Origin of the sequence: Bradyrhizobium yuanmingense (assembly GCF_029167105.1) — a bacterium.
Taxonomy (GTDB): Bacteria; Pseudomonadota; Alphaproteobacteria; order Rhizobiales; family Xanthobacteraceae; genus Bradyrhizobium; species Bradyrhizobium yuanmingense_A.
In genome coordinates this window covers 133,342-159,294 of record NZ_JARFML010000001.1, presented here as the reverse complement: position 1 = coordinate 159,294, position 25,953 = coordinate 133,342, and the positions used below count along the sequence as shown (strand labels likewise).

Annotated in this window: 25 protein-coding genes and 1 tRNA gene; 7 read left to right on the top strand and 19 right to left on the bottom strand. The window is 61.4% G+C overall.

Translation table 11 applies throughout. From position 1 onward, the window contains the following. The 3 genes from P0R31_RS00765 (at position 1) to P0R31_RS00750 (ending at position 4,828) form a co-directional block, all read left to right on the top strand. Positions 1-711, top strand: coding sequence for an SOS response-associated peptidase (locus tag P0R31_RS00765; protein ID WP_275512458.1), 711 nt, complete (start codon positions 1-3; stop codon positions 709-711). 544 nt (positions 712-1,255) lie between these two features. Then, the gene (locus tag P0R31_RS00755; protein ID WP_275512457.1) at positions 1,256-2,665 is read left to right on the top strand and encodes a metallophosphoesterase family protein; all 1,410 of its coding nucleotides are present in this window, start codon (positions 1,256-1,258) and stop codon (positions 2,663-2,665) included. Positions 2,666-3,352: 687 nt separating this feature from the next. Continuing rightward, on the top strand, positions 3,353-4,828 hold the full coding sequence (locus P0R31_RS00750; RefSeq protein WP_275512456.1) for a CHAT domain-containing protein: 1,476 nt from the start codon (positions 3,353-3,355) through the stop codon (positions 4,826-4,828). 115 nt (positions 4,829-4,943) lie between these two features. Here P0R31_RS00750 and P0R31_RS00745 read toward each other — a convergent pair whose 3' ends face one another. From P0R31_RS00745 to P0R31_RS00675, 15 genes are all read right to left on the bottom strand, one after another. Next, positions 4,944-5,984: a caspase family protein gene (locus tag P0R31_RS00745; protein WP_275512455.1), complete on the bottom strand. Its 1,041-nt coding sequence runs from the start codon at positions 5,982-5,984 to the stop codon at positions 4,944-4,946. Positions 5,985-6,028: 44 nt separating this feature from the next. Continuing rightward, positions 6,029-8,515, bottom strand: a complete 2,487-nt coding sequence (locus P0R31_RS00740; RefSeq protein WP_275512454.1) for an effector-associated domain EAD1-containing protein — start codon at positions 8,513-8,515, stop codon at positions 6,029-6,031. A 28-nt stretch (positions 8,516-8,543) separates the two neighbouring features. Then, positions 8,544-9,374 carry a hypothetical protein gene (locus P0R31_RS00735; RefSeq protein WP_275512453.1) on the bottom strand — a complete coding sequence of 277 codons (831 nt, stop codon included), beginning with the start codon at positions 9,372-9,374 and terminating at the stop codon, positions 8,544-8,546. Then, entirely contained in the window at positions 9,371-10,165 is a 795-nt protein-coding gene (locus P0R31_RS00730) for a TRAFAC clade GTPase domain-containing protein (protein ID WP_275512452.1), read from the bottom strand. Before P0R31_RS00730 ends, P0R31_RS00735 begins: the two co-directional genes overlap by 4 nt. A 164-nt stretch (positions 10,166-10,329) precedes the next feature. After that, entirely contained in the window at positions 10,330-11,673 is a 1,344-nt protein-coding gene (locus P0R31_RS00725) for a GTPase-associated system all-helical protein GASH (protein ID WP_275512451.1), read from the bottom strand. Positions 11,674-11,835: 162 nt separating this feature from the next. Next, positions 11,836-14,274, bottom strand: coding sequence for a S8 family peptidase (locus P0R31_RS00720; RefSeq protein ID WP_275512450.1), 2,439 nt, complete (start codon positions 14,272-14,274; stop codon positions 11,836-11,838). 143 nt (positions 14,275-14,417) lie between these two features. Beyond that, positions 14,418-15,431: an AAA family ATPase gene (locus tag P0R31_RS00715; RefSeq protein WP_275512449.1), complete on the bottom strand. Its 1,014-nt coding sequence runs from the start codon at positions 15,429-15,431 to the stop codon at positions 14,418-14,420. Beyond that, positions 15,428-15,760 carry a hypothetical protein gene (locus P0R31_RS00710; RefSeq protein WP_275512448.1) on the bottom strand — a complete coding sequence of 111 codons (333 nt, stop codon included), beginning with the start codon at positions 15,758-15,760 and terminating at the stop codon, positions 15,428-15,430. Before P0R31_RS00710 ends, P0R31_RS00715 begins: the two co-directional genes overlap by 4 nt. A 34-nt stretch (positions 15,761-15,794) precedes the next feature. Beyond that, complete coding sequence (locus P0R31_RS00705) at positions 15,795-16,100, bottom strand: protease inhibitor I42 family protein (protein WP_275512447.1); 306 nt, start codon at positions 16,098-16,100, stop codon at positions 15,795-15,797. 2 nt (positions 16,101-16,102) lie between these two features. Further along, positions 16,103-16,927, bottom strand: coding sequence for a C1 family peptidase (locus P0R31_RS00700; RefSeq protein WP_275512446.1), 825 nt, complete (start codon positions 16,925-16,927; stop codon positions 16,103-16,105). Positions 16,928-17,217: 290 nt separating this feature from the next. Next, positions 17,218-17,706 carry a helix-turn-helix domain-containing protein gene (locus P0R31_RS00695; protein WP_275512445.1) on the bottom strand — a complete coding sequence of 163 codons (489 nt, stop codon included), beginning with the start codon at positions 17,704-17,706 and terminating at the stop codon, positions 17,218-17,220. A 496-nt stretch (positions 17,707-18,202) separates the two neighbouring features. Continuing rightward, positions 18,203-18,427 (bottom strand): WGR domain-containing protein, encoded by a 225-nt coding sequence (locus P0R31_RS00690; RefSeq protein ID WP_275512444.1) that lies wholly within the window; start codon positions 18,425-18,427, stop codon positions 18,203-18,205. Then, positions 18,369-18,536, bottom strand: a complete 168-nt coding sequence (locus P0R31_RS00685) for a helix-turn-helix domain-containing protein (RefSeq protein WP_275512749.1) — start codon at positions 18,534-18,536, stop codon at positions 18,369-18,371. Before P0R31_RS00685 ends, P0R31_RS00690 begins: the two co-directional genes overlap by 59 nt. Next, positions 18,494-18,976 carry a recombinase family protein gene (locus P0R31_RS00680; protein WP_275512443.1) on the bottom strand — a complete coding sequence of 161 codons (483 nt, stop codon included), beginning with the start codon at positions 18,974-18,976 and terminating at the stop codon, positions 18,494-18,496. Before P0R31_RS00680 ends, P0R31_RS00685 begins: the two co-directional genes overlap by 43 nt. A gap of 240 nt (positions 18,977-19,216) precedes the next feature. Beyond that, a complete protein-coding gene (locus P0R31_RS00675; protein WP_275512442.1) occupies positions 19,217-19,993 on the bottom strand; it encodes a DUF5677 domain-containing protein in 777 nt (258 codons plus the stop codon). 182 nt (positions 19,994-20,175) lie between these two features. Here P0R31_RS00675 and P0R31_RS00670 point away from each other — a divergent pair, with 182 nt between their 5' ends. From P0R31_RS00670 to P0R31_RS00660, 3 genes are all read left to right on the top strand, one after another. Further along, the gene (locus P0R31_RS00670) at positions 20,176-20,820 is read left to right on the top strand and encodes a hypothetical protein (RefSeq protein WP_275512441.1); all 645 of its coding nucleotides are present in this window, start codon (positions 20,176-20,178) and stop codon (positions 20,818-20,820) included. 18 nt (positions 20,821-20,838) lie between these two features. Beyond that, positions 20,839-21,348 carry a hypothetical protein gene (locus P0R31_RS00665; protein WP_275512440.1) on the top strand — a complete coding sequence of 170 codons (510 nt, stop codon included), beginning with the start codon at positions 20,839-20,841 and terminating at the stop codon, positions 21,346-21,348. Between the two features lie 163 nt (positions 21,349-21,511). Then, positions 21,512-23,002 (top strand): tetratricopeptide repeat protein, encoded by a 1,491-nt coding sequence (locus P0R31_RS00660; protein WP_275512439.1) that lies wholly within the window; start codon positions 21,512-21,514, stop codon positions 23,000-23,002. 125 nt (positions 23,003-23,127) lie between these two features. Here the strand turns inward: P0R31_RS00660 and P0R31_RS00655 are convergent, their stop codons facing one another. Beyond that, complete coding sequence (locus tag P0R31_RS00655; protein WP_275512438.1) at positions 23,128-23,370, bottom strand: hypothetical protein; 243 nt, start codon at positions 23,368-23,370, stop codon at positions 23,128-23,130. A 515-nt stretch (positions 23,371-23,885) separates the two neighbouring features. On the opposite strand from P0R31_RS00655, the gene P0R31_RS00650 reads away from it, so the two are divergent. After that, positions 23,886-23,952: transfer RNA gene (locus tag P0R31_RS00650), tRNA-Met, on the top strand. Between the two features lie 258 nt (positions 23,953-24,210). On the opposite strand, the gene P0R31_RS00645 is transcribed toward P0R31_RS00650, so the two are convergent. The 3 genes from P0R31_RS00645 to P0R31_RS00635 all read right to left on the bottom strand — a co-directional run bounded on the left by P0R31_RS00645 (position 24,211) and on the right by P0R31_RS00635 (position 25,868). Next, positions 24,211-25,008: a hypothetical protein gene (locus P0R31_RS00645; RefSeq protein ID WP_275512437.1), complete on the bottom strand. Its 798-nt coding sequence runs from the start codon at positions 25,006-25,008 to the stop codon at positions 24,211-24,213. A 2-nt stretch (positions 25,009-25,010) separates the two neighbouring features. Beyond that, positions 25,011-25,409, bottom strand: coding sequence for a hypothetical protein (locus P0R31_RS00640; RefSeq protein ID WP_275512436.1), 399 nt, complete (start codon positions 25,407-25,409; stop codon positions 25,011-25,013). A gap of 288 nt (positions 25,410-25,697) precedes the next feature. Beyond that, on the bottom strand, positions 25,698-25,868 hold the full coding sequence (locus P0R31_RS00635) for a hypothetical protein (RefSeq protein WP_275512435.1): 171 nt from the start codon (positions 25,866-25,868) through the stop codon (positions 25,698-25,700). Positions 25,869-25,953 lie beyond the last annotated feature (85 nt).

Sequence of the window (25,953 nt, the reverse complement as noted above, 5' to 3'; positions counted from 1 at the left end):
ATGTGCAATCTCTATTCGATCACGACCAACCAAGCTGCCATTATCGCGCTGTTCCGCGTCGTGAACCGATATGTTGGCAATCTGGCTCCGATGCCCGGAGTTTTTCCGGACTACACGGCGCCGATCGTGCGCAACGGAGCCGAGGGCCGCGAACTCGCCACGGCTCGGTGGGGCATGCCGTCGTCGTCAAAGGCGCTGATGGATGCCACTAAGAAACGCGCCGAAAAGCTGCAGGCCAAGGGCAAGACCTTTGATTTCAAGGAATTGCTCAGAATGGAGCCGGACGGCGGCACGACCAACATCCGCAACGTGAAGAGCAAACACTGGGCCCGCTGGCTCGGCGTCGAAAACCGCTGTGTGGTCCCGTTCAACTCCTTCAGCGAGTTCAACAAGGTCGAAGGCGGCGACATCTGGTTTGCGCTCGACGAGACCCGTCCCCTCGCCTGCTTCGCAGGGATCTGGACCAACTGGACGTCGGTCCGGAAGGTCAAGGAAGGTGAGACGACCAACGACTTCCTCACGACGGAGCCGAACGCCGAGGTCGGCGCCATCCACCCAAAGGCAATGCCGGTGATCCTGACGAAGCCGGAGGAAGTCGAGACCTGGATGACCGCCCCTCCGGACGACGCATTGAAGCTGCAGCGGCCCCTGCCGGACGGATCGCTGCGGATCGTCGCCCGCGGCGTGAAGGAAGATCAGCCAGCGCCGTAACCGACGAGACCGACGGCCAAACGGGGCCACCGCCCATCGGCGCAATATCATCCATGTCGACATGGACAACTCTCTATGCGTCAATCGAGCAGCGGGACAACCCGGAACTGCGCGGCCTGCCCGTGGCAGTCGGCGGGTCCCGCGAGCGGTATTGGTCTTGCTCGAGACCCTGGAATAGCTTGCGTTCGCCAGCGGACGCTTAGGCGTTTGTAGACAGCTCGGCGCAGCTGAAGGCGTAACCGGAAACTCCATCCATTTGATTAGTCAGTAACCGCCGATGCTTTCCTCGCCCGCCAGCTTTTTCATCGCACATTCCCTTGCAGAATCGGTCGAGCCCAAGGCGCACCGAAGACGCGCTGCGGCCCGGGCTTGTACACAGTTTCGGCTGCGATGTGATAGAATTTGGCCACGGAGTGAGTCTGGGCGCCGCGAACAGGTACAATTCCCACGTTATGGCGTCGAAGCCCGCCGCCTGAAAGTCGCGCACGAAATTGCCGCCCAGGGCGACACCCGGAGACATGGAGTTGGAATGATCAGAGAGGTCTTGAACCGCGAATTCGTCCTTGCTCAGATGGACACGGTGCTTGAGGAACTCAAGAAGCGAGCGTCGGCACGGCGGGGCGGGACTGCGTCGGATCACGAGCCGGTCGTCGAGAAGCAGGAATATTCGAACGCCGTTTCGGACGTCGAAGCGGCGAAGGGCCGCGAGCAGGGTCGGTCCTCGGGAGCGACCGGTTTCCAAGCTCGACCGCGGCGGCGTGGGCAGGCTTCGGCGTCGCTGGACGAGACGTGCTTCATCAGCAGCGATCCGGTCGTCAGCATCACTCAGAGCGCGCTCGAAGAATACTTCGATCATCCCGACAGCCGAGACCACGTCGACGAGAGCGCCGTGGCGTCTCCGCGCCGCGGCGTTGAGACGACAGCGCCGGTGACCGACAGGTCGCTGGCGGCCGGCCTTCCCCCTTCCTCGCGCCGCGTCCTCGACAAGTTCTCGGTGACCGACCCGGGCTGGGTGAGCTCCCTCGTCGCCATGGGCATCTCCAAGTTCCGAAATCCGCATCCGTTTAATCCTGAGCCCGCGCCCACACACGTCATGGCGGACCAATGCCGGCTCGTGTTCGTGGGCGACTGGGGAAGCGGCCTGCCACGAGCGCAGAAGGTCGCCGCTCAAATGCGCCGGTTGATCGAGGAGGCGATGACCGCCGGGACGGAATGCCACGTCATCCACCTGGGCGACGTGTACTATTCCGGCTTCGACTACGAATACCGGAAGCGCTTCCTTCCATACTGGCCCGTCAAGCCCGGCGAGGAGAACAAGATCGGATCCTGGTCCTTGAACGGCAATCACGACATGTATTCGGGCGGCCATGCGTACTACGGCACCCTGCTCGCCGACGCACGATTCGCGAGGCAGGCCCGCTCGAGCTTCTTCCGTCTCGCCAACGACCATTGGCAGTTCATCGGTCTCGACACGGCGTACGACGACGACGGTCTGAAGGATCCGCAGGCGACCTGGCTGGCCGAGACCTTGGCCAAAAACCGGCAACGCGCCGTGTTGCTGACGCATCATCAATTCTTCAGCGCATACGAGGACGACCCCAACGTTGGCAAGGTTCTGCGCGAAAAGCTCGGTCCTCTATTGGCCGACAAGGCGATCTTCGGCGCGATTTGGGGCCACGAACATCGATGCGTACTCCACTCCGCCCATGGCGGCCTCGAGTACGCACGGCTCGTCGGCAACGGAGGCGTCCCGGTCTACATGACGCACGCGGAGGGAGACGACTATCCGGCGCCCGCGACCTTCGAAGACCGCCGGTACATCGCGAGCGGCTTGGAACACTGGGCGTACATGGGTTTTTCCGTCGTCGACCTCGACGGCAATTCGCTGCGAGAGCGTTACTTCGACGAGGATGGATTGCTTTGCCATGGAGGAACGATCGTCTCCGGCACCTGATCGGCATCGCGTGGGCTGGGATTCGCGCTGACGCTGCGATGTTCTCCGGTGCGCGGTGGAACACCGCGCGGAACGATCGGATGGTTTCCTGCGGAAAAATGGTCTAGTGTCCGCGATCCGCGCGCGGACGACCGCGGCAATGCTTCGCGTCAGCGGGTGATGGGGTAGGAAGTTGCGACTTGGGCTCGATAGAAACTCGGCACGACGCGACGCATCTAGCATACCGCCGGCAGATCCGATGGGCGGGCCGCCATGAGTGATGCGACGGAGCAGGATGCCGATCCGCCGCCTGCCGACGATTTCCACCGGGCGATCGACCTATTTGGACACAGGCAGCTGGAGCCGGCACTCCGGATCTTCGTTCGTCTCGCCGAATCGGACGAGTGGTTCGAGCGTTGCTCCGCCTACATTCTCGATATTTGCTTGCAGCTCCTTCGAGCAGCTGGTCCGACGGATGATGTATCGAAGCTGCGCGACATCGAAACGAGCGTCATCTCGAGACTGCGAGAGCGCGACGTCCTAACGAAGAGCTCTGACGTCGTGACTATGCCGTCTGGAGACGTGCTGATACTCCGTCATCTGCCTGGGCTCCCGATGCCCGAGACTTTCCAGTTGCCGACTGCCGATGAGGAGGGCGGTGACCGGACGGAGCGGCCTCTCCGACCGACCGTCGAGCGGACCCCGCATATGGACATCACCCATGAGGGAGCGCTGGGAGCCGGTTCTGCGCTCAGCGTGAAGGTATGGCTCGACGTCTCGCCGGCCAGAACGGGCGAGATCGCGTCCACCGTTGTCGCACCGGACGGAACGAGCATCGAAGCCGTTCTCGTCCCCTCCAGTCACTTTGAGATCGAGGGCCACGACCGGACCACCTTCATTCTCGAAACCGCGCAGACTACGGTATCGTTGCCACCGTTCCATCTGAAGGTCGTCCGAGGCCACGAAGCCAGTGGCGAGACGCCCTGCCTCATCGTCGTGTTCTTCGCGGAACAACGCGCCTGCGGCAAGATCGCGCGCATCGTGGAGTTCGACTCGAGTTCCGGCACGACCGTGAACCCGCCGGCCAAGCTGGTGATTCCGCCGCCGGACGCCCCCCGAGCCGATCTCGTCGTCACGATCGTCGCCGATCCGCCCGGCAGCAGCCGGCAGTTCGTCTGCCTGGTCAGCTCTCCGCACCTGGAGAAGTACAGAACTCCACAGAGGGGGCCCTGGAGTCCCGGAGACGACACCAGCCGAATCGTCGCAGGATTCATGGACCGCTTCACGTCGGTCCAGACACCCTCCGAAATGCTGACCGACGAACTGCGCGGAGCCGGCAAGCAGCTGTTCACCGCCTCGCCGAAAAACTTCCAGCAGGCATTCTGGGATCTGATCGACGCGAACGCTCCGTTCTCGACGATCGCGATCGTATCGGAGGAAGCCTTCTTTCCTTGGGAGCTCATGGTTCCTCGGCGCATCGTCGGAAAGACGTGGCAGGAGCGGAATCCGCTCGGCGTCGAGTTCGGAATCGGCCGATGGACCGATCGGGATCTAATATCGCCGGCGTGGAGCATCGAGCTCGTCGATAGTTTCGTGGTCGCTCCCAGATATTCCGGCGCGGCCAGGCTCGCCAGCGCCGAGCAGGAAGCCGAAATGGTGCTCGCCGCATACGGCGGCCGACGCGTCGATCCGGCGACGTTCGGAGAATTCCGCAAGGAGCTTCTCGCGCAGTCGCGATCGCTCATTCATTTCGTATGCCACGGCGAGTCGTCCGCAGTCGACCAGACGATACGCCTGGAAGATTCGAGCATCACAACGACAACGTTGTTGGGAATTTCAAACCTCGCGGCGGTCATCGCCGAAAAGCGCCCTCTCGTGTTTTTGAACGCGTGCGAGATCGGCAGGCTCAAGCCTGCGTTGGTCGGCGTGAGAGGATTCGCTTCCGCCTTCATCGAATTGGGAGCTGCCGCCGTGATCGCGCCGCTATGGAGCGTGGACGACGGCATCGCGCATCAGGTCGCGCGGGCGTTCTACGAGGCGGTGAAGAACGATCCGAGCAAGCCGTTCAGCCTGATCATGTCGCAGATCCGCGACAAGGCCTACACCGAGGCGAAGGACACGTTCGCGGCGTATTGCTTTTTCGGCGACCCGCTCGCCAGCATCGCAAGACCAGCTCAACTATGAACAGGCGCGGCCAGCAAGCTATGCCGGAAGGTCGTCCAGCACAGCGGCGTGCTTCAATCTGAACTCCCGCGGTCGCTTGCCAAGTGATCGAACGACATGGGGCCCGTTCGGGCGTCTAACCGTTCGATCCGCCCGCGTCGAGAGCAAGCAACTCGCGATGCTTCGGGTAATCGTCCAGAGCCGCTGCGATCAGCGTGCGCCGGTCGATGTCCCGCCCGCCACCTCCCCGTCGCAGCGCCCGCAACGCGGAGAACCAATTCGATTTGCCCGTTCCATGCAAATTGAGCAAGGAGAGGTCGCCTCCGGCGCGGAGCCAGATATCCCGATCGGTCGGCCCCATCGGATAGAGATCGGGCAGCAGGACTTCCAGGTCGCGCGGCGAATGGGAGGCCTGTCGCGTGATATCGGCGTCTGCGCCGGTCAAGGCGACCGTAAAGTTATCGTCGAGGTCGTGAACCCGAAGCACCGGATGCTGCAATCCGTTCATCGTTCGATTGACGTGTTCGGCCACGTAATTGAACAGGTCGAGGACCCGGACGCCCCCGTCGCTTCCGGTTCGCGAGGCACCCGTCAATGCTTCCAGAAGTTTGCCGGTGAACACGCTGTTGCGCGCGCCCGGCAGGACGTGGGAATTCTCGTCCGTCCGCGAAGATGCGATCACCACCCGCCCGTTCCCGTGCGCGAAAGTGCGCAGCGCCTTTTCGGAAAGACCCGGTAGCGCGATCTGCGGCCCTGCGCTCTTGAACGTACCCGCCCCGGCGGCATGGCACGCATCGACGAGGACGAGCAAGCGCCTGGAGGGAATGGCGGCCAGAGCTTCGGAGAACTCGTCCTCCATGAGGACCGTTCCGTGCGGGTCGTCCGCCCTGAAATCGATCGGCATCAGGAAACTGGTCTGATCGCCCGCGAACCGTCCTCCATGGCCCGAAAAGAAGAGGAGCACGGAATCGTCCGGGTCGGCGGATCGGGCCAGGTCCCTTAGAGACGTTCGCAGGCCGACCAGCGTCGCATCGCCGTCGGTGATCGTGCGAACGTTCGCAGGAAGGAAACCGCAGTGCTCAGGCGACAGAAGCACGGAGGTGATGTCGCGAGCATCGTTCAGCACGGCGTCCGGAAGCCGTGCCGCGTCGGAATAGCCGGCCACGCCGATCACCAAGGCTCGTCCCCGTTCGAACATCCTGCCCGCCTCGGCTGCCGCAGCTATCGATGACCGCCGAACTCGCGATCGTCGACCAGAAACCTCAAACGTTCGTTGGAGGCGTAGTCATCCAACATGATCCGTAGAAGAGAGCGGACGCTCGGGGCGCTCTGGCCTCGTCGCAGTCTGCTGAGCGCAGCGCGCCACTGATGGCGGCCGCTTCCGGTGTGCTCGAGATCTGCGCCGCGCCCTCCGGCCCGCTCCCATAGCCCGTCCTGGTCGGGCCCCCAAGGGTAGAGGTCCGCGGCCAACTCTTCGAGAGAATTCCACTTCTCGTCCGCCGTGATTTCCTTCAGTCCCCAGTACCAACGATCCCAATAGCCGAGCAGGCTTGCGCAGACCCTCAGGGCCGGTCGCACGTCTTGCCGGCCGATCCGGAGCGAGCGCAGCAGCTCCTCGGCCGTGCGCCGCCAGCCGCGATCGCGCAGCAGGCGTCCTAGCGCTTCGGCATCGTGCGGAGCCATCACGCCCGAACGCGCACCGGCAACATGCAATGCATCCAAAAAGCGGTTCTCGCCCAGCGATGGCAACTCGTCGACGATTTCGACGGCCCTACCCAGGTTCGAGGCGGCGAGCTTCCTCAGAAGGTCCTCGAGACTCCGCTCGCGCAGAACGGCTACCTGCAGATCCGGTTCGATCGGCAAGACCGGATCTTTCGTCGCGCAGCGCTCGATCCAGCCTCTGGCCGTCGCCGTCATCAGATTGCCCCGCGCCGGCTCGTTGATCCGGGGCCATAGATCCGCACGCCGAGGGAACGTCGCAAGATCGGCGAGCGGTGTGCGCGAAAAGCCATCGATCGTTTGGCCGGACCGGGCGACGCCGTCCAAAATCTCGGTCAGCATGGCATGGAAGACCCCGACCGGATCGCAGGGCCCTTTCCACGCCCCTGCGTCGGACCGCACCGCAGCCGACCAGATTTCCCATGCGACCGGGTGCGTCATGTCGACGTCGGCAAGCAGCGTCGGATCGGCAACCACAAGCGAGGTGGCGATCTCGACGACGCGATCGTCGGCCAAGGACAATGCGCAGCTCACCACTTCGGACGGAGAGCCCCGTCCCAGCACAAGACGTATTCCCTCCGACCGCGGCGCCGGTTCGGCAGCGACCTGGAGCCGCACGGCCATCGCTGGCTCGTACGCCGCCGCGACCGCGACGGCATGAAGGCGGTAGAAGCGCTTGTCGGAGGCGAGCGGGGCAAGCGTCCGGACGGCATCCACGCTCAGCTTGGAGGGAACGGTCTCGACGAGACGGGCCTCCAGATCGGCCGTAGGCAGAATGCACTCCCACAGCGCCAAAACCAGATCGGGTCGCGCCTCGGCAAAACGCCAGAAGGCCCGGGCAAACGGAGCACGCGCGGAGCGCGCCGCTTCGAAAAGCCCGGATCGGACAGACGCCTGCCAGTCGGGCACCGGCGGGTCCGAGCGGGGAGCGAGAGCGTCCTCGATGGCCCTGAAGAGCGATACGTCCTCGGTCGGCTCGAACTCGTGGTCCGCGATCCAGCGCGTCAACCTGCTCCATAGTTGTTCGGATCGCAAGAATCCGACGAACGAGACGTTGCGCAATGACAGCACGTCCGACATGTCGGCCGATTCGAACTGTAGAAGCAGGCGATCGAGCACCTTCCGCTTTCCGTCGCGGCCATCGGACGGGTCGGGCGAAATGCGCTCCACCAGACGAGCGATCCGCACGGTGTTCAGCAACGTCTCCGGCTCCAATTTGGCCATCCGATAGGCCTGCTCGAGGTAGGGAAGCTCAGCGAACTCCGACACCTTCGCGCCGATATCGGCCTTGAAGGCGCGGAGCACTTCGCCTTCTCTTCCTCCGGACAACATCGATGCCGCGATCGACATCGTTTCGGGTGTCGCTTCCAACAGACGGTGCCCTCGCCAACGCGCGGACAGGGACGGAGGCGTGCAGACCAGGACGGGTGCAGGGGTCTCCACGACATCGCCGGGCCCGAAGCTGAGCCGAAACGCGAACCCTCGGCGGAGTTCGGACCATAGGTTGGCCCACAGTGATACGATGAGATCCTCGAATCCGTCATGGCCGAGCCGAACTACGGGACCTTCTCCCCGCTCGGCTAGGAGGGCCGCAGCTGCCTGCAACTCGGGAGACGCCGTTGGCATGTCTTCGACCGGCTCAAGATCGAGGTTGTCCATGTTGGGCGGTGCATCGGGCGACGCGATCAACCGCTCGAACAGGAAGCTCAGATTCGAAACGCCGACAAGCTCGTCGAGAGGCGCGATCAGCGCATGCGAAACCACCATGCCCGATCGGCTCGCTGCGGCATCGCGGAAGGTCCTGGCGACGACGTACCGATCGCCGCTCGGAAAGCCCGACACGAAAGGGGACCAATCGGTGCCCGGCGGAGCCGTATCGGGGAGATCCAGGCGCGCGGACAGTTCCGCAGGTACGCTCAGACCCTCGCTGGCCGCCTTCAGCTGATGGCCACCTCTCACCTCGCCGAATAACGCCTGGGAGATCTTCACGCGACTGCCTCGGTACGAAACTGCGCGATCACTTCCCGTCGTCCAGAAGGAGCTGTATCGGCAAAGTCAGATCGGGCGACCGGGATCCGTCCGCGCGCACCACGTAGCCGAAATTCTCGGGACCTTTCGCGACGTAATCGAGGTCGCGCTCGTTCGGACTGAGCGGCCTCTCCAACGCCGAAACGCCCAGCACCGTCGGCGCGCGCCAACTGGATCTGATGAAGGTCCAGAACAGCGGCAATCTTTCCTTCAGTACGGCTTCCGGAGCGCCTTCGAAGCCGAGCTCGTCCCAGCACGTGAGAAGAACGGCGAGACGCGGGCGCTCCAGTGGCCGGTCGCCCATCGATCCGACGAACAGCAGCATCTGCAGCAGCTCGATCATTCTCGCCTGGTCCGAGACCTGCCCGTCGGCCGCCACGGCCGACGAACTCCGCAGCGCAGCGAGCGGCTTCGAAAAGATGTCGTCCCCGATCCGCAGCGCCTGCAGCCTCACCAACATCAGCCAGGCCGGCGAAGTTGTTATCCGTTCTCGCCAGGCGTTCGGAATCCGGCGGGTCTCGATCATCCGCTTGATCTGCTCGCCTCCGTAATCGGGCCAAACAAGATCCGCGCGGCGACCGGTACCGTCCTTGATCGGCCAGACGCTTTCGGAGTAGGTCGAGGTCGCCGTATGATCAGCCGCCCGCCCTTCCTGCAGACTGTTCATCGCCGACTGGAAAGGAAGCAGGTTCGTCGATTGCCCTTCCATCCGGAGAACACCTTCGACGTTCATCAGGCGGTTGAGCAGTTGAGCGCCGTAGTGGGTCTTGCCCACTCCGCTTTCGCCCAATAGAAGTATCGAATTGTGACGTTCCGTCATGGTGACGATGCTCCGAACCTGAAGAGAGCATCGCTTCGCTTGCTCGAGGGATTTTTAAGCTCGATCCGTGGCCTCCGGATGCTCAGCATCCACCGGAACAGCTCGATCAAACCGGTGCTGATGCCGAGCGGATCGGCTTCCGGTGGCATCACGCTGACCGAAAACTCCTTGGCGTCGGGCATCTGGTCGAAAACCGCGCGACGGACCGCCTTTTCCATCTCGGGCGAGATCTTGACGTCGGTTTTCGTCCAGACGAGGGCGACCGGACGGGCGCCTCTCTCGGCAGCCAGACGTCTCGCGAGAAGCTGGAGTTCTCCGCGCGCCGTCCCCATGCTGGATCCGGAAAGCGATTCGCAGTCGGCGGTGAACACGAAGGCGTCGGCGCGATCCGCGATCCAGGCAGCTCCCAGCGCCTCGGGAGAATCGCGGCTGACCGACCATTTCTGAAACCATTCGCCTGGCGCATCGGCGAACAGATAGTCGGCGGCCAAGCTCCGCCGAGGATCCCAAAACGAAACGTGCAGCAGACCCGGGGCTCGCCCCCCGCGGCTGGTCGTGTGCGGAGGAAAGGTGGGCGGTTGTCCCGGGCTCCATCGCAAAGTGCCCGCTACCGCCTCCCAGCCGGCCAGCGAGAACGAACCGGCGAACTGCCGGTCATCCGCGCCGATCGCGCCTCGACCGAGAAGAAGGTAGAAGGCGCCGAGCAGCGTCGTCTTTCCCGCGTTCTGTGGCCCTACGACGCCCACCAGGAACGGCCGCGCACGCCCCGAGACGAACGCCAGATCGGCCAAGCCCAACGAATTTCCCGACCAGGGAAGCAGCACTTCGTCCAACGACGCCTGGGTTTGGGATTCGGCCTTCGCGCCCCCCTGCCATTGGGGGCAAACCATATAGTTCGGATATCCGAGGTCGCACCCCAGATCCGGAACGTTGCAATTCTTTTGGCTGCATTGCGTCATGCGGCCGGCGCTTCCCGCGGCGCGGCCTTCGCCTCGGCCTTCAGGGTCGTGGCCGCCGCGCCCTGCAGTTCGCGGAAGACCCAAGTCGACCATTGCGGCAACGTCAGTTCGGTCTCGGCCGGAACGCCCGTCAGGCGACGGAAGTCCTCGGGTTTCTTCGACGCCAGCAGGTCGGGGTAGGCGATGAGCGACAGGACAGGGGTCCGGCCCGCAGGCCGCGCGAACGTCTTGGCGAGCTTTTCACGGAGCGACGAAAGCCGGTCATCCTTCTGTGCGTCGTCGACGAGTTCGAAGATGCCGTAGCTCCGCTTCGCTTCGATGGTAGGAAGGCCGATCACCGCTTCGAAGAGAAAGGCCGGAACGCTCGCGGGCGAATAGACCGGAACGTGCCCCTGCATGTCGAAAGCCATCAAGGTCGCGGCGGATCGGGGTGATAGCTCGCGATAGCTCGCCTGCGCGCTCGGCGAATAGCGGGCCTCCTTCCACCAGAGAAGGTTGGCCCTGCGCTGGAGACCGGCCGTGGCGGCGCTGACGGCGTTCAGCGCTTGGTCCACGTGCCCCGCAACGTCTCCAGCCAGCGTCTGGAGGGGCTCCGACAGGTCGATTTCCGGGAGAACCAGCGAACCTACCGAGACGTCGACCGCATCTGCGATCGACTTCGCCAGGCGTTCGCCGAATTCCGTGACCCAGGCCTGATTATTCGCGGGCCATTGCGGGTTGCCGTTTGTCGCCTGAGCGCCTTGAGCATTCTGATACTGCGGGCCCGAAGCAGCCCGAATCCCGGCTTTGAGGGCTTCTCTATCGACAGGCTTTCGCTTCGGCTGCCCCGGCTCCGGCGCCGAGAATTCGAAGTCCAGTGCCGGCAAGACGATGGACGCAGGTGTCGCCCATTCCGCCTCGGCACGGGCATCGATCCTTGCCTCGATCTCGCGGACCAGTTCGTCCCAAATCTCCTGTTCGTGGCCCGCTTCCATCAACGGCAACGTATTGCGCGCCGATGCCACGAAGGCTGCGCCGATGCGATCGTCGTTCTTCGCGGCCTGCGCCAGCGCATCGAGCAGCAATGCCCTCACAACTCCGACGGGCGTTCCGGAGAAGGTGTTGACGTAGGTCGTCCACTTCTGTTGCAGAATCTCGAGCACCTCCTTCACCACCGGATCGCCGGCAGGCGCCTGGGGGTCGAACGCGATTAACGCGAACGGTATGGCCTTGGCAGGCGCGCTCTCGAGCACCCGGGCAAGATCTGCCGCCGTCGCCCCGAGCCTGTCGAGCTTGGCGTCGTCGCCGCCAACGTCGATCAAACCTCTGGTCAGGAAGCGCAAAAGAACATTGTCCGTCAAAGCCGACCTCGAACAGTGGGATCACTTTTTGTTCCCATAGCAACCTTGCATTGGGATATCCACCAATTTGCAACGGATCGGATACTTACGAACAGAAGAGAGGCCAAACCGGCCTCCAAGCTGGTGTCCTCCCTGCTTTTCCATCGCCCACCAGCGGACCGGTCAGACCTCGACCGGCGTGCGCAATTGCGCGATGGCCTGCGAAGTTTCGGTCAAAAGATCCACGGCCGCCTCCGGCGCTTCGATGCTGACGATCAGAGCGTACCGTACGGTCTCGTCCGCATCCTTCCCGGTCCGAAAAGAAGACCACCATCCCCGTTCGGGAACGACGGATATCCGGTTCATGGTGGCGAGATCTCCCGCGGTGCCCTCCCAGACGTCTTGTCTCAATGTTCCCACGGCACGCGCCTCGGATCCCAATATCCACCTGCTCCTTCGGCGCTTTCCGCCGGGCCTGTGGCCCGCCCTGCGGTGCCGCCCGTTGATCCGCGCGATCGCCTCGTTGTCGTCGTCGTCCGGCTCGCAGACGTCGAAGGTGAGTCCGTGCGAAAAATAGTCCTGCTCGCTGTCGAACGTGATCGCCGAGGGGAACGGCTCGGCGAAGTACGAGAGCGTGATGCGGAGCTTCACCTTTTCGCTCGCGATCGAGTCGAGCGCCTCGCGCGGCCATGGCAATCGGTAGAAGTTCATTTTGTCGTAGGTCGGCTTGCCTCCGGGCCTCTGCGTGAACGGCGACAGGCGGTCCTGTTCGATCAGCGTGAGAACGTTGTCCACGGAACGCCGCATGCGCTCCTCGCTGGGCACGCCCCAACCGAATCTGCGCAAGATGTCCTGCGCGGCCGCTCGGGTCGATCCCTCCCACCTGTTCAACATGGCGGGCGTCCACCGGGCCGAATGGACCATGAGACCCCTGATCGTTTCGGGCCAGAGCTCGGGGTAGAGCGCCGCGACCCTCGTGGCCATGCCCGCGGCCGCGGCGTTGGCGATGCTCGTTTCGGCAGCGGCGGCGAACGGCCGACCGGGAATCTCGTTATGGGTCGTCAGCACGCAAAGGCTCTCGGCCATGCGGGTCGAAACGCCGTCGGCTTCCACGACGCGGTTTCCTCCCTCCATGACGATGTCGGGCTTGTGGGCGAGATGCGTGCGCCAGGCAATCGCGGTTCGCGAAGAGGGACACAGATCGCCGCGAGGGGCGTGCGCGCGCTCGCCCCACTCAGCGTCCGTCTTCTCCGTGTAGGCGCCGACGGTTAGCGCATTCGCGGCCTGGCCGGGAGTCTGGATCCCGGTCGCGTCGTTCGTTCCGATGTAGTCGCCGACGACGAGATCGCCGCTCTCGGCCAGATTGCCCGCGGCGACGCAGAATAACCGCTTGTGCGTGTCGTCGCCGAACGCGAGCTGGTCGATGGTGCTCGAAAATTCCGTGGGAAGTCCGTCGTTCCGATTGTTCGGCATTCCGAGGGAAAGCGAATAGATGCGACGTCCCGGCGTGCGCTCGACCCGCCGGATGGCCTCGCGAAGCTGATGGCTCGGATTAAATCGACGCGAACCCGATGCGCCCAAGACCGTCACGGACTCGAGCGCGGTCTGGAGCACGATCGGATCAGTTTTTCTGATCAGCTTCTCCAAGTCGCCGAACAGCGCGGCGCCCGCCATTTGCGTCCCGTGACCGTCGGTATCGTCCTTCTGCCAGGCGGGAAGTAGAGTGTGAGCGCGAGCTTCCGGCAGGGAAGCGCTCAGCATGGCGTGCTGGTATCGGACGCCAGTATCGAAGATCGTGGTGAGCGGCGCACCCTCGGGAGCCGGAACGATGCGACCCGCTAGCGCGCTCGCTAGATTCCTCCGCTGCACAGGCGTCATGGACATCGGTGGCACCGTGAGTTCGGACGCCGGACGAAGTTCGATCACCGACGCGGTGGCGATCAGGAGCCGTTCGAGATTCGCGAACCGCGCGCGCATCTGCATAACGACCACGCGGCTGAAGCTCGTCGCGTGAGGATCGACCGAGACGTCGAATTCCGGGGCCACGCGCTTCACGTCCTCGGCGACTGCTGGCCTGATCCATACTTCCCAATCCGCGACGTCCTTTTTGGACGGCATCGAAGCATTTTCCGGCCCATTCCAGAATCTGGAAACAGCGGCGAGATTGATGTCGCCCAGCTGCTCGAAGAAGTCCGTGAACCTCGGCTTTCGCTCTCCTTCCTCCCAATCGCCGTACTGGGCGATGGCCTCGGTGATCTTGCTTACCCGCCGCTCCGGCACGAAAACCCGCACCCGCTGACGGCGCCCTCTCCCGCTCGCCGCGAGAAGTTCGATCTTGTGCGACGTGCCGCGGAAGAAGGACAGGTCGATCTCTGATCCGTCGCGGGGCCGAAGCACCAACAGAAGGCCTCTTCTGTCGCGCGGCAGCACCTCGCTCTGCGCGTCCAGACGTTCCGAGGATCCTCTGAGCGCCGAGTGAAGCCGTTCGATGAGATTGCGCGCATGCTCGGGCCGGTCGTCCACCGGCTCGGGAACGATCGGATGGATCGGCTTGCCTACCGGCGTGAAAGCGATGCTTCTGCCGAGCCGAGGGAGAATCAGATGCTTGTCATCGGACGCCATGGTCCGCAGTATCTAACCCACTCGGAAACTTGGGCAATCCGGGATTCCCCGCCGATTTTCGGTTTTCCCCGTCCTTATCGTCGGAGGACGGCCGGGACAGAGGGCCAGGGCTGGCTCGTCGCATCCCAAAAGCCGGAAACCGACTACCGGTGATGCATTCCCCGTTCGGACAGCGCGGAGACCAGAAGCTCCGAGCCGAGGACGCCGTTGTGCTCGAGAACGGCCTCGCGCGCCGCATCGTCGGCGCTCAGGGCCAGGTCGGCCTGGCTCAACCCCTCCGCCGCGCGCTCGACGGCTTCCCATTCGATGGAAGAGAGATCGAAAGCCAACAGACTGTTTTCGAGAAGCGGTCGGACCAGATCGCGGCCGGGCAGCGCGTAGCGGAGCTGCGAGTCGAACCTGCGGAACACGGCTCGATCGAGCAATTCGGGATGATTGGTCGCCGCGAAGATGACGCTCGTGCTCTTGTCCTCATCGAGGAACTGCAGAAGGGAATTCAATATGCGGCGGGCCTCACCGACGTCGTTGCCGGCCCCGCGGGCCGTCGCCAACGCGTCCACCTCGTCGAAGAAGTAGACGCCTCGCGTGTTCGCCATCGCATCGAACACCAGACGCAGCTTCGCCGCCGTCTCACCCATGAATCGCGTGATCAAACCGTCCAAGAGGACCGTGAAGAGCGGGAGCTGCAGTTCGCCGGCGATCGCGGCGGCGGTCATCGTCTTTCCGGTCCCCGGAGGTCCACTCAGCAGGAATTTACGCCTCGGTTGCAGGCCGAAGTCGCCCAAACGGGCCCGCGCGGTATGCTCCTTGACGATCTTGCGTAGTCGATCGGAAAGCGCGTGCGGCAGCACAAGATCGGCAAGCTTCAGCCGCGGAAACGAGATCGAGACGATGCCGGCCAACTCACCGCGGGGCCTTACCAGCGGGATGGGATCGTTGCTCGATTCGACCGCCGACAGCGATGCCCGCGCCTCCGCGATCATCGCCTGCATCTCTTCGGCGACCCTATTGTGGCCCCGCTTGGCGGCACTGTCCGCGACCTGCAACGCCACGGACACGAAGCGCTTGTCGTCGCGCTTCACGAAACTGCGGACGAGCGACAGCAACTGCTCCGCGGAGGCAACGGACGCGCTGCTCGGTTTGGGTCGCTCGCTCATTTTTTCGCTTTCTGCCCGGTAGAAGCGATCTGATCACACATTCGTTGCACGTCGGTCAATAAATATTGCATATTATGCATCATTGTTTGACATCTTTGAAGCACGCGACGCGTCACGATCAGCTCGTCGCTGGACCCGTCGGCGACATCGGGCCGCTGCAGATAGTCCGTTATCCGACCTCGCGATTTCTTAGCAAGTTTCTGTTTTTTCAATAGCTTACATAAGTGGCCTTGGGACATTTTGAGCTCCGCGGCGAGCGAGGTCTGGGTCGCCAGCTTCGCTTCGATGCGGTCTCTCAAGGCGGATATCAACTCGACGTCAGTCGGCATAATGAATATGCATTATGCCGTCGGCTCGACGAAATCAATCCTGACTGCCCTTGATACGCAAAAGAAAAGTTCGCACGGCGCCGGGCTCCGGATCCCAAGGCGCGCAAAGAGTGAACGCTAGTTCGCAATTGCCGGACGCCCGGGCTCGGAACCTGAACTGGGCCGTGCAGTCATTCCCGAACGGCTTCGAGACCGAGTGGCGTTCGCTGAGAAGCGACAGAAACCGCTCGTCGAACGAGGCGCGAAACCGATATCCCGACGCGCCCGGCTCCTCGATCGCGATCTCGAAATCTTCGCCAATCGCGACCTCGTTGTCCGACGCTGTCGTGAGCATCCTCATCGTCAGGACAACTCGTCGCCCAGAGTGATCGCGTATGACGAAAGCGCGTCGTCGATGCCGCATTCGCCGTAGGCGATCCGGAAGTATCCGCCTTCGCCGTGCCTTTCCGACCAGCTGTTCTTGGCGATCCAATACTTGTCGACGTCATCGTAGCCGACCAGGCAGACCGCGTGCAGCCCAAGCTCGTTTCCTGCGACGTGGCGGTACACTCCTCCGCCATAGACGAGAAAATCCTCGAATATCTGCATGCATGCGACGATGGGACCGTCCTCCGCGATGGCCGCCCGTCGTTGCGGCCGCGATCGCAACGCCTGCCAGAAGGCGAGCTTGTACTTGGGAGGAACTTGGCGGTGCGGGAGCTGCCTCGGCTCGTACGGAAAGTCGGACGACAGGCATACGCCATGATCGCGCGCCCTATTCAGGATGGCCGGCGGCTCCACGCATGCCACGTCGCAGCGGCCCATGGCACCGAAGAACAGGTCGGCCTCTGAAAGTCGAAGCTCGGTACCCGACCGGCCCGATCGGATCCGGATCGCCGCCTCCATGGCGGCCGTCACGGCGAAGCTCATGCAGCTCATGCAACTGCCCTGCGCTCGGACCGGTCCGGCCCAATCCCCGCCCTGATGATGGCGCCAATCGAACCGATCCGGAAGGTGGGGCGCCTTGAACTCGTGCGCGGCGCGGCTCGCCGGCTCCAAGAGCCGCGCGGTCTCGGATCCCAACGAAAGCCCGACCATCGAGCGGAAAGCGTCGCTGCCGCCGTAGTCTGTCAGTTTCCAACCGGCGCCGGCAGCTTCGACGGCGTCCCTGATCTCCTGGCTATCCATCCGACGTCACGTCCTTCGAGGCATTTTCCCGCTACCCTACGACAGACACCGACGGCCTGTCTTTAGGTCGCCGGCCGACACGGCCAAAAATGGGGGCCGTCCTGCGCCGGCTACGGACAATCCCGATCTCTTGAAGTAGGGACAGCTCCACGTAGGCTGTCGCCGCGGCGATCGCGCCGCTGCTGGTGATGATCGCCGCCCACAGCGGCTACCGGCTGCACATCGGCCCCACCGGCATCACCTTCGAGCAGAGCGCCCAGGTCAGCGAACGATAGCGCGGTCGCCAGCGGTCAGCTGGCGCCCCCGGCCACTACGGTCAGTTTTGGCTTCTTGCGATTGAGCCGATCGGTCTTGGCCTTCTGCCGCTCCGCGATCTCGGCGATCTTCTCCTTGGCGAACGGCGTTGCCTTTTCAATCAATCCTTTAAATCCATACTTGTTGGTATCGCTGCCGAAGCGGGTGTGCCGGCGCTCCTCGCGCTCGATGATGCCGAGCTCGTGCAGCGCCTTGATCCGCTTCTGGATGGTGCGGGGTTTGACACCGACCGCCTTGGCAATCCGCTCGACCGACGGATGCGGCAGGTTGTCGGGCGTCCACCAATAGTGCGACAGATGCAGCACGATATTCATGTCGAGCGCATCGAGCCCGAGCGCTTCCTGCTTCTCGATGATCACGCTCGGCATGGCAGTCCAGCCGGCGGCCATCAACGGCTTCGACCATTTTGCCTCGTTGACTCTGATTTTTTCGACATCATCTTTCTTCGCAACATTTTCGCTCATAGATATCTCCATGCGATCTGCGGCAACGCCGTCTGCCCCGCTGCATATTGAGCGTGAACGCTCCGACTTCAATGTAAGGAGGGGCGAATCTTGAGACGCCCGAGGGCGAATTCTGGTGCATCCGGCGGACGAATTTCAGGACAGGCGGCGGGCGTCGGTGGGGACACCCAAAGTATAGTCAACTGAACCATACCCATGGTTCAGAACCATCCAGGATACTCATAGACCATTAGAGGGCACGTCCTCTGGTTCGCCCCCTCGTCGACCCTCCAGAGCGGTTGACGCGGGCGAATCCGGTTTAGGTTCGCGTTGAACTTGGCGCCCGCCGATTCCGAAGCGATGAGATCGGACGGCCGCGCACCAACGCGGAGAGACCAATGAAGCCTTCTGATCTGATGACGCTGTTGCCGGCCATCAATAATGGCTGGACGTTTGCGGCCTTTATCGTGGTCGTGCTGGTGACGCTCTATCTGGGCCGCCGTGATGCACCGTGACGCTAGCGATAACCCCGGCCGCGTTTCCTGGCCCAGGCCGCGATCAGTGCCATATCAGCAAGGCCGCGCGTGGGGTGCGCTTCGATGCGCACGGTGCCCACACGACCGATGCGGCCCCACCCCCTTATAAGCGACCAACCGCCCAACAGCGTCGGTTGAACGTCCAGCTTATAGAAGCGCGACATATTCCGCTGCTGGTCGACACGTTTCAGGGTGATGGCCGTCATGCGGTTTCTTCCTCTTTTCGTTTTTAATTTGGAGCGTGCGCGACAACGTCGATGCATGGCAGCCGATCAATGCGCCAATCTCGCGTAACCCGCGCCCTTCACGGAGCAGATCCCGCGCATGCGCGATCTGTTGCTCGCTGAGCTTGGGCTTGGCCCGAACCGGCGTCCCTGCGCACGGGCCCGCTCCCTGCCCTCCCTGGTCCTGGCCAGGATGAACGCCCGTTCGAGCTGCGCGAACGCGGACAGCATGGTCAGCATCGCGGCGGCTTGCGGGCTGTTGGTGTTCGCCCATGGCTCGGTCAACGATTCAAACATGGCGCCCCGAGGCTCGATCTCATGCACGATGTTGAGCAAGTCGCGCGATGAACGCGCCAGACGGTCGATCCGGACCACCGCTAGCACGTCGCCCTGGTCCAGCGCCTCAATGGCCCGGGCCAGCTGCGGCCGTTCGGCCTTCGCTGCACTGATCTTTTCGCTGAAGACCTTGACGGCGCCGACTGCTTTAAGGGCGTCGATCTGCGCAGCATGATCCTGCTCGGAGGTCGACACGCGGGCATAACCGTATTTCAGTGCCCCTAACTTGCAACAGACTTATGCAACAGTCAAAGCGTGCAAAAGCGAGTGCCTACCCCTGTTGCATATATTTTGACTCGTGCAACACGCCACTCTTGCAGATGCAATTCGGCGAGACCGGTTGAAAACCGCGCAACGCGTCCCACAATGTCTGCCATCACGTTCTGCCGTTGCGCCCCTAGGCGTCCGGCCCTTCCATGATCGCCTCCACGCCGATCAAGCGGCCTTGTTGTCGCGAGCTGCCTTACTTGCGTTGCTTAGCGTCTTGAAGTCGTCGCTGAGCCTGAAGAGACTTTCGCCAACATTGCCGCCAGCAACAGCTTCATTGACTGCCACGGTTACGCCCAATATCGCGCCGCACGCCAGCTCTAGCGTTTCATCTATTTCATCCAGATCGTCGGACCGATAGGCTGAGAGCGTCCATTCTGTTTCATCGTCATTCCAAGTGATGTAGCGGCTGAGCGAGGTCGCCGATGGGTGCGCCGCGTCGTTCGACAGAACGTTATAGAAGATATAAGCGTCGGCTACCGTGCCAGACTCTGCTGTCTTCTGGTGATTGAGATATGGCGCCGTTGGGTGTTTGGCGTCCAATGCCGCGGCAAACTCCGTGAGCTTTTCAGCGAAGTCTAGCGGCTGGTCTTGCTTTCCTGACCAATTTAGCAGGCGCTTTGCCTGCTTCTTGCGGCTCGCCGCGTCATCAAGCTCCATGGTTTGGATGAAGTCGTCGCCGGTCTTGGCGATCGCAGCGGCGCAGAAAAAATTCTCGTACACACAGCGTATCAGCGTGCGGGCCTCAACGACATGCCCGGCATCAAGCAACAAGATCGCGCCGTCAATATTGCTGACGGTGCGAGCCAGCAGCGCCAGCGCCCACACCTTGGGGTCTTTCGTGCCCTTATCGCCGAGAGGCACTGAGGCGTTATCGAATACAAGTTTGCCTCGGCCCACGATCCGATCCAGCAGGGCACGCCAAGCACTCACGTTCGACATCATCGTTCTCCTCGGAGGACAAATATGGGATTGGCGCCCCACCGGCCTAAACCATTGATGCAAAATGAGTTCGAGCCCAGTCGCCATAAACAAGAATTTGTTTATTGATTCGTTTATATCAACAAATTGACAATTTTCCCATAAACGAATAACGAAGCCCATTCTTTCAATAAAGGAGTTTGTTTATGGCAAATGTTTACGGATCGCCCAAGAAAATCACGATGAAAGCGGCCCTGTTCGCTGCGGCCGTGGCCGCGCTCGAACAGGACGGCTGGAAGGTTTCGCGCGTCGCCGGCAGCGGCAAGTCCAGCGTTCGCCGCATCACCAAAGGCAAAGACAGCAAGGTCGTCTCGATTCGCACGACGCAGGATCGCTCGATCGCGTTCCCCCGCGTCGAAGGCGACAAGAGCTGGCGCACTCTCGACCAGGTCGATGCTGTCGTTGCGGCTTCTGTTGACGATAAGGAGAACCCTCAGTTCGCCAACATCCACCTTCTTCCCGGCGACGAGATGCGCGACCGGTTCAACCGGACTTATGAAGCGCGCCTCAAGGCGGGACACACCATTCCGGTTGGCCGCGGCGTCTGGCTCTCTCTATATGCGAACGAGAGCTTCAATCCCGTGCATCACGTTGGCGCTGGCGCCGGCAATAAGTATCCGCCTTTCGCGAAAATTCCTCTAGACGCGACAGCGCTGATCTCGGCCGACAATGAAATCGATGAGGACGAGGCGAAGGCCGAGGAAGGGCTGACCATCGCAGAAGCTAAGCGGCGTCTTGCTATTTCGCTGGGTGTTGATCCCGGCAACATCAAGATCATCGTCGAAGGCTGATGAAACGGACGAAACAGCATGACCTTTGCAAACGCGGCGCGCAAATTGAGGATCAAGGGCACAGAGTTCATCTGGTTTGACGAAGGCGCTTATGGCGTCGTGTTCGTCGATAAGGCCCGCAAGCGGGTTCGCAAAATATACAAAGCTATCGATGGCAAACCTTTAGCTCACTGCTTAGAGGTTTTCGAAGCCGAGACGCAAGCTTATGACATCGCGTCTCGCAGCGATGATCTGAAGGCAATCGTTCCGGTCTACTATGGAAAATGCGAGGAACTGGTCATCATGGATGGCACTGGCAACGACGTTACCGGCGAGCTTCATCCTCATTTAGCTTTCGAGAGCGAATTCATTGAAGGCAGGTTCGTAAAATCAAGTTTTGCGAGCGAGGCGGAGCGCGACCGGATCAATGAGCTCTTTTGGAAGAGCAAGATCCTCCATACCATCGACACGTCCGTTTGTTTGACCGATGGAAAAATCACGAAGGTAATTGATTTCGCCATGAAGGAAATCGAGTTGTGGGCAACGTGATGCGCCCGCCGCGCAACGGAAACCGCTGGAGCGGTACGCTCGCCGGCCAGCCTATGCCTGGGTATCTCGTCTGGGATCGACCGAACGGTAGCAGCCCACAGACCGGTTCTCCATTTGGTTGCGCCATGCTAAGCAAGGCGCTTCCAGGGGATCGAGACCGCCCATGTTCGGATTGTTTGGCAACAAGTCGAAGAAAAGCGCTGAGGGCGAACTGGTCCCGGCGCTCAAGCAGTACGTGGTGCAGATACACGACACCACGAAGATCACCTTCCTCGCCATCGCCCACCCGCTGCTGACCTTTGGCATGTCGGCCCAGGCCTACGGCAAAGGCCCAGCCGGCATCACACAGGCGATCAATTCCCTCAGCCGGCAGTTGGAGCAGGCGCAGAAAGCCCTCGGCTCGCTCGGCTCCTCCATCATGGATGTCGGCATTCCCCAACAACCCCAGCAGCAATACGACTTCCTGGTCGAAAAGATCGGCGACTTCGCCACCACCTACACCAACAAAGGCTACTCCTTTGAGGAAGTCGGGGTCGCGATGATGAACCTGGCCAGCGACATCGCCAAAGCCATCGATAAGGATGGCCTTCTAAACATCGGTCTGCTCAGGCAGGAGCTTGCACGGCTGCGCGAGCGGTACAAGCGCGAGCAATTCAGCCAAACAGCCACGGGTGAGCGCACTACCGACGCGGCGATCGACGCTTTGCTGCGGGCTGAAGCGGCGGGCTTCACCCTGACGGTCAGCAACGACCGGACGTTCATTTTGAGCAAGGGCTCGGCCATCTCGCACTACCTGCGCTCCAACGCAGAGATCGCCGGCTTTGCGGCCCTGTTGAAACAAGAACAGGATACAGCCGAGGCCTCACGCAATCCGGTTGACCGGCTTATCGAGCAAGGCCAAACGAACCTGCGAAAGCAAAATCTGGAAGCCGCGATCGAGTCATTTTCGGCTGCGCTCCGCATCAAACCCAACGACCGCGACCTGTATTTCAATCGCGGCGTGGCTTGGAGCAACAAGTACCATAACAAAGGCCACAACCCGGACGCCCTACAACACGCGATCGACGATTACACGCGATCCTTAGAAATCGATCCCGACTTTGCGCAGGGCTATTTCCAGCGAGCCGGCCTATACACCTCACAGGGGCGAGACCAAGCCGCGATTGCCGACTATGACAAAGCCATCGACGGGAACCATCTTCTCTCCAGCTCATACTACTGCCGTGCCCTGCTGTGGCAAAAACAGGGAGCGGCCGGAAAGGCGAAAACGCTGGCTGATTTCACCAAGGCCATCGAGTTCGGCAGCAAGGACGATCAGTTCATGGCCTTGATGTCCAGGAGCGAGGCGCACCAGCAATACGGTGAGCTTGAACTCGCGCTCGATGACCTTAATGCCGCCGATGCTTATTATCCCGAAAACCCACCAGGCTTGTTCAAGCACCGTGCCGACATCTATCTCAAAATGGGCAGGGTGCGCGAAGCCGTGGTGGACTTAGGCAATGCCATTGAAGCAACTTCGCCGTTGGCTTCTGCTGAATTCCTTGCTGAGCTGTACGATCAACGCGCTCAGTGCAAGGCCAAGCTCGGCGAACCTCAACAGGCGCAACAGGACCTAACCAGAGCCCGTGAGGTTAGAAGCGGCAAGCGCAGGTAAGCACCAATACTTACTGCGCGCGACATGGCGGCGACTACTGCATGCTGCGCCAGCGTTCAGTGCAGTATTGGGCTGGTTGCTCAATGTCTCGCACGGCGATGCACCTACCTGTGTAGATCGGCGACCTAGCTTGCCCTTGTTTCAACCCTTGGCAGCGAAGCGTGGTATTCATCGACGCTGTCGAGATCGATCATCGTCTTACCTCCCATCTTGTAAGCCCTGATCCTGTCGTGGGCGATCAGCTCATAAGCCTTAGTCCCCCCGAATTTGCCATAGCGGCAACCGTCCTTGAATTCGACGAGCCGGCGCCGCTTGATACTGTCACTGTCAACCATAATTTCCGCAAGCACTTCAATGATCTCTGCCACAAATCGAATCTCCCCCCGCGGAGTGAGATAGATATTTCGACGGCTAAGGCGCCTTCGTGCAGAATAAAAGACGCTCTGATTCTCTCGCTAACCGCAGCGAGCCGTAGCGCGCAAATCGGATGAACCGGAAGCAATCCCCCTGTCGCGATTTCCAGTCAGGGTTCGATTCCGGTCGAGACGATTACAGATGGAAACGGCGTGACGCACGCCTAGCTGCCGTCGAGCCAACATTTAAATTTCGCAGCTAATATCGCGTGCCGGTTTGTCGGTATTCCTGTCGGTATTCGACGCAACCCAACATGAAAATGTCTTTAATTTCAGATGATTATTGTGTTAGTTGACTGTCGGCCAGGGGCACCGAACCAAGTACGACGGCAAAGCGTCTGGAGAGGTCGAGACTGTTGAGCCAATCACCTCCGCACCGCGAACTGGCAACCGCACCAGTTTCGCACCCGAAAGGACCTCATCGAAGCGCAACAAACGCGATCGAACGCAGGCGAAACCGCAGTAAAATCAACGAAGGCGATCGATAGTCTGCCGCTCATAACGGTCTGGTTGCAGGTTCGAGTCCTGCCGGGCCCACTAGTGATTTCAAGAGGTTGGGAGGTTTTCAGAGCGGGCGGTTTCGTTCAACCAATCGATCAACCAACCCTACGTTCTTGTTCGGTGTCCGCCGTGTACCAATGGCGTTCGTGGCGCCCCTCAGGAAGTCAGCGTGATGGTGTCCGTAAGTTTCACGAAGTGTCTTCTCGCTCATTCCAAGAAACCCAGCGGTTTCCACATGGGAGCTGCGGCTTGCATCAGCCATGTGGCTGCGATGTATCCCGCCAAACCATTTCGTCAAAGCGTATGCAGGACTCCCCGCTTCTCGAAGGTCCGATCGCTCCGGTAAAAGCTCTCGTACGATTTATCATCGCCGTAAAACACGGAATGGACGCCGTACTCGTTGGTGTCCTTGAACCAGAATCCTTCCACCGATTCCGCGATGTCATAGAGCTTGTAGACCGCCATCTCGGCCGACTCGTAGAGCTGGCTACCGTCAGACAGTTGAAACTCGGTCAGGGCACTCCTGCGCGCGGCGTTGAACTCCCTTACCGCTTGCTTCATGCGTTCTTTGAACTTCGCGTCCTTCACCTTCAGCACGTAGCCGTATAGATGGTCTTCCTCTTTCTTGCTGAGCATCGGCATCTGCATGCGCCATTCGTCTGACGCCGCACGCTGCAGCGAGTGGAATCGCACCAGGTTGAAGAAGTGCTCCTCAAGGTCGTCCTCGCTATAGCGTTCAAGGGTCTCCCGGTAGAGAACATAGGGGCGCGTCCCAACGAAGTCGAAGTTCTCGTACACGGGGTATCGCTCGGTTAGGATGAGGAGTTGGGCCTCTCGGACTTTTGCATCCGCTGCGAAGAGCTTTTCCTGCTCTGCCAGCGCCCGGGTATAGATGGTGTAATAGCGATCCGGGTTTAGCTCGATGAGGTAGTTGGACAGCTCGCGTGCATATGCGTGGATGAGGTTGCCGCGGTCGACAGCCGATACCCGCGATGACACGGAGGTGTCCTGCGACGCAGGTTTTGCCTTGGGACGATACCCGTAGCCAGCAAGCGCCCCCATGGCGAAAATCAGGATGTATCCCCATTCCATCGTCAGTCCCCGTCGTGCAGAAGCATCCCTTCCTTCTGGAAGGTGCTGTCGGTCCGGTAATAGCTCTCGATGAAATCGTCACCGTTGCCGGCGAAGAAACTGTACATCCCGTATTCGTTGATGTCTTTGAAATAGAACCCCACGCGGGTCTCAGCGAAATTGTCGAGGTGGAAGGCCTGAAGATGTGCGGTCTCGAACACCATCTCGCAATGCTTGGCCCGCCAGAGGGGCTGGTCCCGCTCCCGCCAGTGGTATTCGCGCATTCCCGCTTTGATACGCTCGTAAAGGCGGTTGTCTTTCGCCAGTCGCTCATTGGCGACTTTTGCCCGCTCGACGTTCTTGGAGCGCTGCCACAGGTACCACCCGCCAGCGATCACCAGCACGATAAGCCATGACTCCATTTTGCTTCCCCCCGGCTCATTATTACCGGGAGGTCACGACGGCTCAATCGGTGGTTTACCACTTCCGGCCACCCAGCACCCGCTTCGTCTCAGGCGGCACGGCTTTCTTCATCTCATCCCGCCGGTAACAAGGTCGTCCACCTTCGCCTGCATTCGGGCCAGGAGAGCTTCAGCCGAAGCCTTCCCTATCCCGGCCCGTTGGAGCTAGAGGATTTCCTTCCGCTGGCGGCCAATTTGCGCGCGCATACGGTCGATGTCCGAGCGGATGAATTCGAGTGTGGGCATGTTCTAACCGGGGATTTGACCAAATAGAACGAAACAAGCACGCAGGGTCAATGGGCTAGAAGCGGGCCAGAAGTAGAATGCCCAAACCCAGAATGAAACCCAAAATGCAGGGTAGACGACCAGCGCCTTGATTTTGGTGCCCCAGAGGAGAGTGAGTTCGATGGAGTCGTTCATAACTGCGTATCCTTGAATGAGAGTACGCAGGGCCCCTCGTGACCACATGACGAACACTTGCTGCGATGCAGCGAGAGCGTTTCGA